Here is a 12,743-nt window from a genome sequence, read left to right as displayed (position 1 = left end):
TTGTTTTGCAGTGTTTTCATCTTCCGAGCCTCAAATTATATACAAGTTTTTTAGCCTCTGGCAAGTCTTGCAATAACTTTTTCTCTTCCGCTCAATTCCAGCACCGCATCCAGCGATGGTGTCTGCGCCGTACCCATGACCAACACCCGCACCGGCATGGCCAGTTGCGGCATCTTCAGGCCGGTCGCGGTCAACACCTCTTTAATAGCGGCAGCAATGCTGGCCTTGTCCCAGGTGCAGGTTTCCAGCTTGTCTTTCAACATGGCAATGGCGGGCTGCACGGCCTCGGTCACATGTTGGGCCTTCTCAGCCGCATCCACAGTCACCTCGCTGTAGAACTTGGCAGCCCAAGTGGCCAAGGCCACGGTGGTGTCGCAGCGGTCTTTGAGCAAACCGCACACCTGCGGCAAGTGGGACGCGATCACATCGTCCGACAGCGTGATGCCTTGCTTGATCAGCTGTGCAGCCACCAAGGTAGCCAGGCGCGCATTGTCAGCCTGCTTGATGTACTGCGCGTTCACCCACAGCAGCTTCGCTGGGTCCCATTGCGCGGGGCTCTTGTTCAGGTGCGTGCCGTCAAACCAGCTCACCAGTTGCTCGCGTGTGAACAACTCTTCGTCGCCATGGCTCCAGCCCAGGCGGGCCAGGTAGTTGAGCATGGCTTCGGGCAGGTAGCCGCCTTCCTCATACGCAGTGACGCTGACGGCACCACGGCGCTTGGACAACTTCTGACCGTCATCACCCAGGATCACCGGGCAATGGCCGAACTGCGGCAGCGTTGCGCCCAGTGCGTTGAAGATGTTGATCTGCCACGGCGTGTTGTTGATGTGCTCGTCGCCACGAAACACGTGGCTGATCTGCATGTCCCAGTCGTCCACCACCACCGCAAAGTTGTAGGTGGGGATGCCATCGGTGCGCACGATGATGAGGTCATCGATCTCGCGGTTGTTGATGGTGATCGGGCCCTTGACCAAATCATTCCAGGTGACATCGCCTTCCAGCGGATTGCAAAAGCGCACCACAGGCTTCACGCCTTCGGGCACGGGCGGCAAGGCCTTGCCGGGCGCAGGGCGCCATGTGCCGTCGTACAGCGCCTTCTCGCCACGTGCCTTCTTGGCCTCGCGCACCGCGTCCAGTTCTTCGGGTGTGCTGTAGCAGTAGTAAGCCTTGCCCTCGGCAATCAGCTGGTCCACCACGGCCTTGTAGCGGTCCAGGCGCTGCATTTGGTAAATCGGACCTTCGTCGTATTCCAGACCCAGCCAGCGCATGGAGGCCAGGATTTGGTCCACCGAGTCTTGCGTGGAGCGGGCCACGTCGGTGTCTTCGATGCGCAGCACAAACTCACCACCAAAGTGGCGGGCATAGGCCCATGAATACAGCGCGGTGCGGGCGGTGCCCAGGTGCAGGAAGCCGGTGGGAGAAGGCGCAATGCGCGTGCGGATTTTTGTCATGTCACTGTGTTCAAACCACGCGCCAGATCGGCGGTAATATCATCAATATGTTCGAGGCCAACGGCCACGCGGATGAGGCCTTGGCCAATGCCGGCCAGTTGGCGCTGCGCCTCTGACAAGCGGCCATGCGAGGTGCTGGCGGGGTGCGCAGCCAATGTTTTGGTATCGCCAAGGTTGGTGCACAGCGACAACACCTGCATGCTGTCGAGGACGTGGAATGCATTTTTGCGTGCGGCATCCGCATCGGGAGCCTTCACCTCGAACGACAACACCGCCCCACCACAGCCTGACTGCTGGCGCATGGCCAGCTCGTGCTGGGCATGGCTAGCCAGACCGGGGTAAAACACGCGGCCAACCTGGGGTTGGGCCTCCAGCCACTGGGCCACGGCCAGCGTGCTGGCCGACTGGGCCTTGACGCGAATGGCCAAGGTTTCCATGCCCTTGAGCAACACCCAGGCATTGAAGGGTGCGAGCACCATGCCTGCAGTGCGAATGACCGGCAGGAAGATTTCATCGCGCTGCTTTTGGGTACAGCAGATGGCGCCGGCCATCACACGGCCCTGGCCATCCAGAAACTTGGTGCCCGAATGGATGATGAAGTCGGCCCCCATCGTCACCGGGCGTTGCAGCACCGGCGTGGCAAAGCAGTTGTCCACCGCCAAAAATGCGCCCGCGTTGTGCGCAATGTCGGCCAAGGCCTGGATATCGCACACCTCAGTTAGCGGGTTGGTCGGCGTTTCGGCAAACAGCAGTTTGGTGTTGGGGCGAACGGCCGCCTTCCACGCAGCCACATCGGTCTGGGGCACAAATGTGGTCTCCACACCAAACTTGGCAAACTCGCGGCTGAACATGGGGATGACCGAGCCAAACACCGACTGCGAGCAAATCACGTGGTCGCCGGCCTTGAGCAAGGCCATGCCCAGCAGCAAGATGGCAGACATGCCGGACGACGTGGCGACCGCAGCCTCGGTGCCCTCCAGCGCGGCCAAACGCAGCTCCATGCTGCTCACGGTCGGATTGCCCACGCGCGAGTAGGTGAAGCCCTCTTCTTCCATCGCAAACCGTGCGGCGCTGGAGGCGGCGCTGGACTGCACGTAACCGCTGGTGAGGTATAGGGCTTCGGAGTTCTCGCCGTACTGGCTGCGCTCCAGGGCCGTGCGTACGGCCAGGGTGTCCAGGTGCAAATCGTTGGGTAACTGTTGGGCTGCCATCGTTCAATCCGCAGGGTTGGGCAAGGCCAGGCGCGAGGTGTCGTCCTGACTTTCTTCGCCGCCCACCCGTTTTTCATTCAGGCGCTCGATGTCATCGGACGAAATGTCGCCCGTAACGTAAATGCCATCGAAGCACGACGCATCAAAACCCGCCAGCTTGTTGCTCAGCGAGCCGATGGCCTTTTTCATGCCGTCCACATCCTGGTAAATCAGGGCGTCGCAGCCAATGATCTCGCGCACCTGCTCCACGGTGCGGTTGTGTGCCACCAGCTCGCTGCTGGTGGGCATGTCGATGCCGTAGACGTTGGGGAAGCGTACCGGCGGCGCAGCACTGGCCAGGTAGACCTTGCGCGCACCAGCGTCACGCGCCATCTGCACGATCTCTTTGCTGGTGGTGCCGCGCACGATGGAGTCGTCCACCAGCAGCACATTGCGGCCCTTGAATTCGCTGGCGATCACGTTGAGCTTCTGGCGCACCGACTTTTTGCGCACGCCCTGGCCCGGCATGATGAAGGTGCGGCCGACGTAGCGGTTTTTCACAAAGCCTTCGCGGTAGGGCAAGCCCAGCAATTGCGCCAACTGCGCGGCACTGGGGCGACTGGATTCCGGGATGGGGATGACCACATCAATCTCGCTGGGCGGCACCGTGGAAATCACACGCTTGGCCAAAGTCTCGCCCAGGTTCAGGCGGGCCTGGTAGACCGAGATGCCGTCCATCACCGAATCGGGGCGGGCCAAGTAGACAAATTCAAAAATACAGGGGGTCAGCGCAGGTGCTTCGGCGCACTGCTGGGCGTGCACCTTGCCGTCTAGGTCAATGAACACGGCCTCGCCGGGCTCTATGTTGCGGTCGAGCTGGAAGCCCGTGCCTTCCAGCGTCACAGACTCGCTGGCCACCATCACATTGCCATCGCCATTCTTGCCGATACACAGGGGGCGGATGCCGTAGGGGTCACGGAAGGCCAGCACGCCGTGGCCGGCGATCAGCGCAATCACCGCGTAGGAGCCTTTGATGCGCTTGTGCACATTGCGCACCGCCGCAAAGATGTCCATGGGCTGCAGCGGCAGGCCACGCGTGGTCTTCTCGATCTCGTGCGCCAGCACGTTGAGCAACACTTCAGAGTCGCTCTCGGTGTTGATGTGGCGGTGGTCGGTGTTGAACAGCTCGGCCTTCAGGGCATGGGCATTGGTCAGGTTGCCGTTGTGCACCAGCACGATGCCGAAGGGCGCGTTCACGTAGAAGGGCTGTGCCTCTTCTTCGCTAAAGGCATTGCCAGCCGTGGGGTAGCGCACCTGACCCAGGCCGCAGTTGCCCAGCAGGCTGCGCATATTGCGGGTGCGAAACACGTCCTTCACCATGCCCTTGGCCTTGTGCATGAAGAACTTGCGCTCTTGCTGGGTCACGATACCGGCGGCGTCCTGGCCGCGGTGCTGCAGCAGCAGCAAGGCGTCATAGATCAGTTGATTGACGGGTGCATTGCTAACAACGCCAACGATTCCACACATAGGGGTTCACTCTCAGGGTAAATACTTGCCAAATTCTTCGGGCAGCAGGGGTTTGACGCTGCTGAGCACCATGCCGGTCATGCGCGGCCCCATGGCGCTCTGCCACCAGTTTGCGGTGTGCAGCGGGGTCATGCCCACCACGGCAGTGACCACCAAGAGCAGCAACATGCCGCGCACCAAACCAAAAATGGCGCCCAGCATGCGGTCCGCGGGACTCATGCCTGCAGCGGCCACCAACTTCTTGATCACAAAGGCCAGCAAGCCGCCCGCAAATACCGCGGCCACAAACACCAGCACAAAGCCTCCGGCGTAACGCACCGCCTCGGCATCACCGCTGATGGGAATCCACTGGGCGGCGTCCAGCGCAAACCATTGCGCCAGCACAAAAGCCGCAACCCAACTCAGCAGCGACAGCACCTCGTACACCAGCCCCCGCCAGGCGCCCAGCACCAGCGAGAACAGCAAGATGGCCAGAAAAATCCAGTCCAAGGTCGGCATGGGCAGGCTCCGCTCAGAGTTCCAGGATGGCAGCGGGCAGGTTCAGCTTCTTGAGCTTGTCCACGGCCTTTTCCGCCTCGGCCTTGCTGGCGAACGGCCCGATGCGCACCCGCGTGCGCTGCGCATCCTTGGCGCCCACCACCTGCGTATAGGTCTTGAAGCCGGCTTTCTCTACCTTCTGGCGCGCTTCGCGCAGTTTGGCGGCTTCGACATACGCGCCCACCTGCACGACAAATCGGCCGGTGCTGGCATCTGGTTTCTTGTCAGCGGGCTTGGCGGCTGCCGTGGGCTTGCCGTCCAACAAGGCCTGGGCTTTGGCAGCCTCCGCGGCCTTGTCAGCGGGCTTGTCCGCAGGCGCAGCGGGTTTGGCCTCCGGCTTGGGTTCTGGCTTGGAAGCAGGTTTAGGCTCTGGCTTGGGCGCAGGTTTGGGTTCGGTGATGATGGTTTCGGGCTTGGGTGCCGGCTTCGCCTCGGGCTTGGAGGCGGGTTTGGCCGGGGCCGAGGCCACGGGAGTCGGGGTGTCCCCCACAATGATGCCGCCACTGACCTGCGAAGGCGCCGCGCTGCTGGCCGCCACTTGGGGCGCGCCCAGGGGTGCCACCTTGGCCTTGTCTGGAATCTCGATGGGAATGTCGACCGCGATCGGCCGGGGCTGGCTGTCAAACAGCAGCGGGAAGCCGATGACCCCCAGCAACACCAGCACGGCCGCGCCAATCAGGCGGTGCCGGGCGCGTTTGCGCATGACTTCCACGCTCTCAGAGGCGCTGGGGGGTGGGGTGGGCTGCTCGTCGCCACCTTTGCGGAACTTGAAAAAGGCCATGTGTGGGGTGACGGTTCAGGTAGCTTGGGGCTGGAGGTGTTTGGCGTGCAGCTTGGGGGTGCCCTCTTGCAGCACACCACCCACGGTGTAGAACGATCCAAAGACAACGATTCTATCAGTGGGGTCTGCCGCAGCGATGGCAGCGCGCAGGGCCTGCATGGGGTCAGCAAAGGCCTGGGCCGACGCGTCTTTGCGGGTGTTTTGCGCCACCCACTGGGCCTGCAGGTCCGCGCCCGTGGCCGCCCGCGGGCTCGGCAAATCGGTGAAGTACCAGCGGTCCATCAGCGGCGCGACCTTGGCAAACATGGGCGCCAGGTCCTTGTCGGCCATGGCGCCAAATATGGCGTGGGTGCAGGGGTAAAAACCCATGGCGTCCAGGTTGGCCGCCAGCGCCGCCACCGAATGCGGGTTGTGCGCCACGTCCAGCACCAGCGTGGGCTGGCCCGGAATGATCTGGAAGCGCCCCGGCAGCTCCACCAGCGACAAGCCCACCCGCACCGCCTGGGCCGTGATGGGCAACTGCTCGCGCAGGGCCGTGAGCGCCGCCAGCACGCCCGAGGCGTTGACCAGCTGGTTGGCACCGCGCAGCGCCGGGTAGGCCAGGCCGCTGTAGCGCCGCCCGCGCCCGGCCCAGCCCCACTGCTGCTTGTCGCCTGACACATTGAAGTCGGTGCCCACGCGCCACAGGTCAGCGCCCACTTCCAGCGCGCGGTCCAGCACGCTTTGCGGCGGCACCGGGTCGCTCACGATCACCGGGCGGCCGGTGCGCATGATGCCGGCCTTCTCCAGCCCAATCAGCTCGCGCGTGTTGCCCAGCAGCTCCATGTGGTCCAGGTCGATGCTGGTGATGACGGCGCAGTCGGCGTCGATGATGTTGACCGCGTCCAGCCGGCCGCCCAGGCCGACTTCCAGAATCACCACATCCAGCCCTTCGTGTGAGAGCGCCAGCAGAATGGCCAAGGTGGTGAACTCGAAGTAGGTGAGCGCGATTTCAGGGCCATTTTGGCCGTCATTTCCAGCTCTAGCCCTCTCCACCTCTGCGAGAGCAGCTACAAATTTGCTAGCAGGCGCCGCTTCGCCCTTGAGGCGCATGCGCTCTTCAAAGTGCACCAGATGGGGCGAGGTGTACACGCCGGTCTTGTAGCCCGCCTGGCCCAAAATGGATTCGAGCATGGCGCAGGTGGAGCCTTTGCCATTGGTGCCGGCCACGGTGATGACCGGGCAGGCAAACCTGAGGTTCAGGCGCTGGGCGACGGTGCGCACGCGGTCCAGCCCCATTTCGATACCGTTGATGCCTTTGGGGTGCAGGCGCTCGCAGTGGGCGAGCCAGTCAGCCAGGGTGTTGGGTGTTTCCATAGAGGCCTGCATTGTCGCCGACCTGCTGTGCTGGGGTGGGCCAACTGGGTACTCCGCTCCGCTCGTGTCCCCCGCCCTTCGGGCTCCTCCTTTACCTCGCTGCGCAGAGCGCCCAGCCGTCCCGCCCCAGCCCAGTGCTTACTTCGCAAATCGGTCCGTCGCCTCCAGCAGTGCGCTCAAAATGCCGGGCTCGTTGAAGGCATGGCCTGCGTCGTCCACCAGTGTGAAATCGGCCTCGGGCCAGGCGCGGTGCAGGTCCCAGGCGGTTTTGGCCGGCGTCGCCACGTCGTAGCGGCCCTGCACGATGACACCCGGAATGCCCGCCAGCTTGTGCGCGTCGCGGATGAGTTGCCCTTCCTCCAGCCAGCCGCCGTGCACAAAGTAGTGGTTTTCGATGCGTGCAAACGCCAGCGCGTAGTCGTCGTCCGCGTGTTTGGCCTTGTTGGCCGCGTCGGGCAGCAGGCGGATGGTCTGGCCCTCCCACAGACTCCAGGCTTTGGCCGCCTCCAGCTGGGCCACCGGGTCGGTGCCCACCAGGCGCTTGCGGTAGGCGGCGATCAGGTCGCCCCGCTCTTCGGGCGGAATGGGCGCCAGGTAGGCCTCCCACAGGTCGGGGAACAACCACGACGCGCCCTCTTGGTAATACCACTGCAGCTCCGCGTGGCGCACCGTAAAAATGCCGCGCACGATCAGCGCCGACACTGCCTGCGGGTGCGTCTGCGCGTACGCCAGCGCCAGCGTGCTGCCCCACGAGCCGCCAAACACCAGCCAGCGCTCCACGCCCAGCATGGCGCGCAGGCGCTCGATGTCGGCCACCAGGTGCCAGGTGGTGTTGGCCTCCAGGCTGGCGTGCGGGGTCGATCGGCCGCAACCGCGCTGGTCGAACAGCAGCACGCAGTACCGCTCGGGGTCAAACAGGCGGCGGTGGTCGGCCGAGCAGCCCGAGCCCGGGCCGCCATGCAAAAACACCGCAGGCTGGCCCTGCGGGTTGCCACACAGCTCCCAGTACAGCGTGTGCCCCTCGCCGGTATCGAGCATGCCGGTCTTGAACGGCTCCAGGGGCGGGTACAGAGTGCGGGGAGTGTTGCTCACAGGGGCTCTTTCACTATGAATTTGATAGCTGCTTGCGCAGACTCTACGGGGGCTAGGTGCCAATTTGGCTCAAAGATTATGTCAAAATCAGCGCATGACCATCCTCTACGGCATCCCCAACTGCGACACCGTCAAAAAAGCCCGCACCTGGCTCACCGAACACGGTGTAGACCACCAGTTTCATGACTTCAAGAAACAAGGCGTGCCCACCGCCCTGTTGCCCGGCTGGATTGAAGCAGCCGGCCTGGACACCCTGATCAACCGCCGCGGCCCCACCTGGCGCAAGCTGGACGCGGCCACCCAAGCCAGCGTGGTGGACACGCCCTCGGCCATGGCCGTGATGCAGGAACACAGCAGCGTCATCAAGCGCCCGGTGGTGGTGTGGAGCGACGGCGTGGTGACCGTGGGCTTTAGCGACGCGGCCTTTGCGGCCCGCCTCCCGTAAAATCGCGGGCTGCCCGGTGCCTGGCGCGCCGGCCCCCATTTCCCTTTCCTCTTACGCAGCACCATGACCACCACCCATTTCGACAACGTCTCCGTCACCACCAAAGCCAATGTGTACTTCGACGGCAAGTGCGTGAGCCACGGCTTCACCCTGGCCGATGGCACCAAGAAGTCGGTGGGCGTGATCCTGCCCGCCACCCTGACCTTCAACACCGGCGCCCCCGAGATCATGGAATGCGTGGGCGGCAGCTGCGACTACAAGCTGGACGGCACCGACGCCTGGGTCACCAGCGGCGAAGGCGACAAGTTCAGCGTGCCCGGCAACGCCAAGTTCCAGATCCGCGTGACGGAAGGCCACGCCGCTTACCACTACATCTGCCACTTTGGCTGATCTGCGGTTCACCTTCGGCTGACCTGCCCGGCACACCACTCCTGTTTTTATAGCTGCTCGCGCATATTCCAAGCGGGCTAGAGGCCAATTTCATGTCTAACACCATCCTGCAAAACATCCCCGCCGGCCAAAAAGTCGGCATCGCCTTCTCTGGCGGCCTGGACACCAGCGCCGCGCTGTTGTGGATGAAGCAAAAGGGCGCCCTGCCCTACGCCTACACCGCCAACCTGGGCCAGCCCGACGAGGCCGACTACGACGAGATCCCGCGCAAGGCCATGGAATACGGCGCCATCAAGGCCCGCCTGATCGACTGCCGCCCGCAGCTCGCCGCTGAAGGCATTGCCGCGCTGCAGGCCGGCGCCTTCCACATCACCACCGCCGGCTCCACCTACTTCAACACCACGCCGCTGGGCCGCGCCGTGACCGGCACCATGCTGGTCAGCGCCATGAAGGAAGACGACGTCAACATCTGGGGCGACGGCAGCACCTTCAAGGGCAACGACATCGAGCGCTTCTACCGCTACGGCCTGCTGGTCAACCCCGCGCTGAAGATCTACAAGCCCTGGCTGGACCAGACCGTTCATCGACGAACTGGGCGGCCGCGCCGAGATGAGCGCCTTCATCACCGCCAACGGCTTTGGCTACAAGATGAGCGCCGAGAAGGCCTACAGCACCGACAGCAACATGCTGGGCGCCACGCACGAGGCCAAAGACCTGGAGTTCTTGAACAGCGGCATCAAGATCGTCAACCCCATCATGGGCGTGCCGTTCTGGCGCGACGACTGCGTGGTCAAGGCCGAAGAAGTCAGCGTCACCTTTGAAGAAGGCCGCCCCGTCGCCCTGAACGGCCAGCGCTTTGACGACCTGGTGAGCCTGATCCTCAAGGCCAACGAAATCGGCGGCCGCCACGGCCTGGGCATGAGCGACCAGATCGAGAACCGCATCATCGAAGCCAAGAGCCGCGGCATCTACGAAGCCCCCGGCCTGGCGCTGCTGTTCATCGCCTACGAGCGCCTGGTCACCGGCATCCACAACGAAGACACCATCGAGCAATACCGCGACAACGGCCGCAAGCTCGGCCGCCTGCTGTACCAAGGCCGCTGGTTCGACAGCCAGGCCATCATGCTGCGCGAAACCGCCCAGCGCTGGGTCGCCAAGGCCGTGACCGGCACCGTGACCCTGGAACTGCGCCGCGGCAACGACTACAGCCTGCTGAACACCGAGAGCCCCAACCTGACCTACGCGCCCGAGCGCCTGAGCATGGAAAAGGTGGAAGACGCGCCGTTCAGCCCACTGGACCGCATCGGCCAACTGACCATGCGCAACCTGGACATTACCGACACCCGCGCCAAGCTGCAGGTGTATTCCAACGCCGGGCTGCTGGAGCTGGGCAAGGGGGATGATTTCTTGAAGTTGGGGAAGTAAGCCCCGATTGAAGCGCCAAAGACAAAGCCCGTCAGGTGAAAGCTTGGCGGGCTTTGTTTTGGGGTACAGGATGAAACTGGCGAGTCAAGTGTCCAGTCCGAGTTGAACCATTTTGTTGACGCCAACGAAATGGTGACCCAACTGATTGCCGCTGACCTGGTGCACGGTTTTTTGTCCGGGGCTGAAGATTCAACCCGTGACAAGAAGTCACGAGTTTGATGACCTTGCAACCCAGGCAGTCAGAGGCTTTCAATCTCTTTCACCAACTCGTAGCCCACCTGCGCCAACCAACGTTTGAAGGGCTCGGCCTTGGGTGACGGGATGGATTGGATGATGCGAAACAGGCCTTCGGTGTTGGCGCAATTGGTTTCGCGGATTTTCCCGCCTGGGGCCAGTAGCGCAAGGGGGGTACAAGTTGTACCCCAGTTGGCGTCAAGCGCGTGGTCACGACTGCGCATCTTCTTGAAGTGGGGGAAGTAAGCCGGTTTCGCTCCCTGAACAAAGACAAAAGCCCGCCAGGTTTCATGCCTGGCGGGCTTTGTTCATTTGTAATTTGGCTGTTCCGCTTTTCAGGTTTTCTCCGCAAGCAGCTGATTCAAGCGCATCAAAGCATTGGCAACAACACGCCCCTGCTCCTCTATATTTTCGACAATTTGCTCCGGCGTGCGGGTATCCACATTCACCACGGCAGTCGGGTTCACGGCCTTCAAGTCAAACACTGCGGCATCAATGTCTGCCGCCTTGGTTTCCAGATCGCGAGCGGCCTTTTCTTTTTCTTTGATTTTCTCGTCCAGCGCTTTCAACTTGGCCTCACTGGCCTTGTCCTTCTTCAAGCGCTTGAGCGTCTCTTTCAATTCCACCACGGCAGACTTCAATTTGGCAGCTTCATCCAAAAACGGCTGCATATCGGCGCGGGCCTTGGCGCGCTTGGCTGCAAAGTCCACTGTCCACGAATACGGGCTCTCGCCTTCGGGCTTGCCGCGCTGTTGCAGCATGCGCGCATAACTGGGGAATGGCTTACCCACATTCGCCTCATCCGCATGCCAGGTGGCGGTAAGAATGGCGGGCAACTTGTTATCCGCCAATAGGTCGCCATGCTCGTCAAACCCGAAATGCGCCAGCGTCAGCGGTGTTTTCTTGCCCACTTTTACGGACGACAAGTCGTAGTACCACGTCTTCTGGGTCTTCTTTCCCTTGGTGAAAAACAGCAAGTTGGTTTTCACACCCGCACCAGCGGTAGAGAAGACCCCACCCGGCAAGCTAACGATGGCCCACAGATCGCATTCGTCCACCAGTTTGCGTTTGGTCTCCACAAAGGCGCTCTCATTGGTGCGAAAGAGCAAGCCCTCGTCCAACACAATGGCGCAAGTACCCTTGGGGGCCAACTCGCTCAAAATATCTTGGGTAAACAGCACCTGCGTGGCGCTACTCTCAAAGGCGAAATTCTTTTGCGCGTCCGTACCCTCTTTGCCACCAAACGGTGGGTTGGCTAGGATCACGTCAAACTGCTTGGGGGCTTTGTCAAATAGCGCTGCGTAGGTAGCTCGGCGGGTTAGCGAATTGCCATGCCACAGGTTGGGCTGGTCAATTCCATGCAAGACCAGGTTGGCCAGTGCGATGGGAAACACCAGGTTCTCTTTCTCGCGGCCAAAAAATGTGTCGTGCTTGAGCGTGTCAATGTCGGTGCTGGTGACGCTCTTGCCCAACTGGCGCGCAATGTGTTCATAGGCCACCGCCAAAAAGCCGCCGGTGCCGCAGCAGGGGTCGTACACCGTTTGACCCAGCTTGGGCTGCACGGTGTGCACCATGGCGCGAATCACCTCACGCGGAGTAAAGAACTGGCCGCCGTCTGAGTTCTTTTCGCCCATTTTGAGCAACAAGTCTTCGTACACCTGCGACAAGGTAAAGAAGTGCTGATCGTCCACATGGTCGATGTTGATCTGGTGCACCTTATCGAGAATGTCCCGCAGGTTGGCTTCACTGTCGACGCGCACCTTCTCCACCGCCGTCATGGTGCGGCCCATGATGCGCTGCTTGCGGCTTGCATTTGGGTTGGGCAGGCCGGTGCGGGTGTCAATGTCCAAGCTGTGCAGGTGCGGCAACAACTCTTTGTTGATGAACTCAAACAACTTGCCGTCACCTGCGGCAAACAACTCTTGGCGCTTCCAGCCAAAGGGTTTGCCTTCTGCGGTTTTAGGGTGATCCTCTTTGGCGGAGTAAGGCGCTGCCCAGTCTTGCCAGCGGTAGGGGCTTTGCAGAGCAGCGGCAAAGTTTGCACCCACCGCATCCGCTTCCTCGCGGGCCTTGGCCTCTTGCGCGTCCAGAATGCGCAGAAACAAAATCCACGTCAGCTCCGGCACATATTGCAATGCGCTGGCGCAGTTGGATCGGCGCATCACATCGCAAATGCTTTTAACGAATGACGAAAGTGATTGGGTGGAGGCTATGGCCTTGCTTGCTTTTACGACTTTTGCGGCTTTGGCCACTTTGACAGTTTTGACAACTTGGACAACTTCGGTTGAGGTACTTTTCTTAGGGCGAGCCATGGG

General features: G+C 61.9%; 11 protein-coding genes and 1 pseudogene. 3 read left to right on the top strand and 9 right to left on the bottom strand.

Translation table 11 applies throughout. The annotated features are described in order from the left end of the window. Positions 1–50: 50 nt before the first annotated feature. The 7 genes from gltX to pip all read right to left on the bottom strand — a co-directional run bounded on the left by gltX (position 51) and on the right by pip (position 7,913). Positions 51–1,451 (bottom strand): glutamate--tRNA ligase, encoded by a 1,401-nt coding sequence (gene gltX / locus U5O12_RS12525; protein WP_322578961.1) that lies wholly within the window; start codon positions 1,449–1,451, stop codon positions 51–53. Further along, a complete protein-coding gene (locus U5O12_RS12520; RefSeq protein WP_322578960.1) occupies positions 1,448–2,662 on the bottom strand; it encodes an O-succinylhomoserine sulfhydrylase in 1,215 nt (404 codons plus the stop codon). The genes gltX and U5O12_RS12520 overlap by 4 nt, the downstream gene beginning before the upstream one ends. Positions 2,663–2,665: 3 nt before the next feature. Further along, positions 2,666–4,168 carry an amidophosphoribosyltransferase gene (purF, locus tag U5O12_RS12515; protein ID WP_322578959.1) on the bottom strand — a complete coding sequence of 501 codons (1,503 nt, stop codon included), beginning with the start codon at positions 4,166–4,168 and terminating at the stop codon, positions 2,666–2,668. Between the two features lie 12 nt (positions 4,169–4,180). Then, positions 4,181–4,666, bottom strand: a complete 486-nt coding sequence (locus tag U5O12_RS12510) for a CvpA family protein (RefSeq protein WP_322578958.1) — start codon at positions 4,664–4,666, stop codon at positions 4,181–4,183. Positions 4,667–4,679: 13 nt separating this feature from the next. Then, positions 4,680–5,486, bottom strand: coding sequence for an SPOR domain-containing protein (locus tag U5O12_RS12505; protein WP_322578957.1), 807 nt, complete (start codon positions 5,484–5,486; stop codon positions 4,680–4,682). Between the two features lie 15 nt (positions 5,487–5,501). After that, positions 5,502–6,854, bottom strand: a complete 1,353-nt coding sequence (gene folC, locus U5O12_RS12500; RefSeq protein ID WP_322578956.1) for a bifunctional tetrahydrofolate synthase/dihydrofolate synthase — start codon at positions 6,852–6,854, stop codon at positions 5,502–5,504. Between the two features lie 126 nt (positions 6,855–6,980). Beyond that, positions 6,981–7,913, bottom strand: a complete 933-nt coding sequence (gene pip / locus U5O12_RS12495; RefSeq protein WP_322579019.1) for a prolyl aminopeptidase — start codon at positions 7,911–7,913, stop codon at positions 6,981–6,983. 115 nt (positions 7,914–8,028) lie between these two features. On the opposite strand from pip, the gene U5O12_RS12490 reads away from it, so the two are divergent. From U5O12_RS12490 to argG, 3 genes and pseudogenes are all read left to right on the top strand, one after another. Further along, the gene (locus tag U5O12_RS12490) at positions 8,029–8,379 is read left to right on the top strand and encodes an arsenate reductase (protein WP_322578955.1); all 351 of its coding nucleotides are present in this window, start codon (positions 8,029–8,031) and stop codon (positions 8,377–8,379) included. Positions 8,380–8,442: 63 nt separating this feature from the next. Then, positions 8,443–8,769, top strand: a complete 327-nt coding sequence (locus U5O12_RS12485; protein WP_322578954.1) for a pyrimidine/purine nucleoside phosphorylase — start codon at positions 8,443–8,445, stop codon at positions 8,767–8,769. Between the two features lie 92 nt (positions 8,770–8,861). Next, a pseudogene (gene argG, locus U5O12_RS12480) lies at positions 8,862–10,194 on the top strand (argininosuccinate synthase). A 239-nt stretch (positions 10,195–10,433) separates the two neighbouring features. Here the strand turns inward: argG and U5O12_RS12475 are convergent. Beyond that, the gene (locus tag U5O12_RS12475; protein WP_322578953.1) at positions 10,434–10,652 is read right to left on the bottom strand and encodes a BRO family protein; all 219 of its coding nucleotides are present in this window, start codon (positions 10,650–10,652) and stop codon (positions 10,434–10,436) included. Between the two features lie 111 nt (positions 10,653–10,763). Beyond that, the gene (locus tag U5O12_RS12470) at positions 10,764–12,740 is read right to left on the bottom strand and encodes an N-6 DNA methylase (protein ID WP_322578952.1); all 1,977 of its coding nucleotides are present in this window, start codon (positions 12,738–12,740) and stop codon (positions 10,764–10,766) included. Between the last annotated feature and the right edge of the window lie 3 nt (positions 12,741–12,743).

It is taken from the genome of Rhodoferax sp., assembly GCF_034519335.1.
Taxonomy (GTDB): Bacteria; Pseudomonadota; Gammaproteobacteria; order Burkholderiales; family Burkholderiaceae_C; genus Allorhodoferax.
This window is presented reverse-complemented; position numbering and strand designations above follow the sequence as displayed.

Coding starts and splice junctions, on each gene's coding strand:
- gltX (WP_322578961.1), bottom strand. CDS start 1,451: ATGACAAAAATCCGCACGCGCATTGCGCCTTCTCCCACCGGCTTCCTG.
- U5O12_RS12520 (WP_322578960.1), bottom strand. CDS start 2,662: ATGGCAGCCCAACAGTTACCCAACGATTTGCACCTGGACACCCTGGCC.
- purF (WP_322578959.1), bottom strand. CDS start 4,168: ATGTGTGGAATCGTTGGCGTTGTTAGCAATGCACCCGTCAATCAACTG.
- U5O12_RS12510 (WP_322578958.1), bottom strand. CDS start 4,666: ATGCCGACCTTGGACTGGATTTTTCTGGCCATCTTGCTGTTCTCGCTG.
- U5O12_RS12505 (WP_322578957.1), bottom strand. CDS start 5,486: ATGGCCTTTTTCAAGTTCCGCAAAGGTGGCGACGAGCAGCCCACCCCA.
- folC (WP_322578956.1), bottom strand. CDS start 6,854: ATGCAGGCCTCTATGGAAACACCCAACACCCTGGCTGACTGGCTCGCC.
- U5O12_RS12490 (WP_322578955.1), top strand. CDS start 8,029: ATGACCATCCTCTACGGCATCCCCAACTGCGACACCGTCAAAAAAGCC.
- U5O12_RS12485 (WP_322578954.1), top strand. CDS start 8,443: ATGACCACCACCCATTTCGACAACGTCTCCGTCACCACCAAAGCCAAT.
- U5O12_RS12475 (WP_322578953.1), bottom strand. CDS start 10,652: ATGCGCAGTCGTGACCACGCGCTTGACGCCAACTGGGGTACAACTTGT.
- U5O12_RS12470 (WP_322578952.1), bottom strand. CDS start 12,740: ATGGCTCGCCCTAAGAAAAGTACCTCAACCGAAGTTGTCCAAGTTGTC.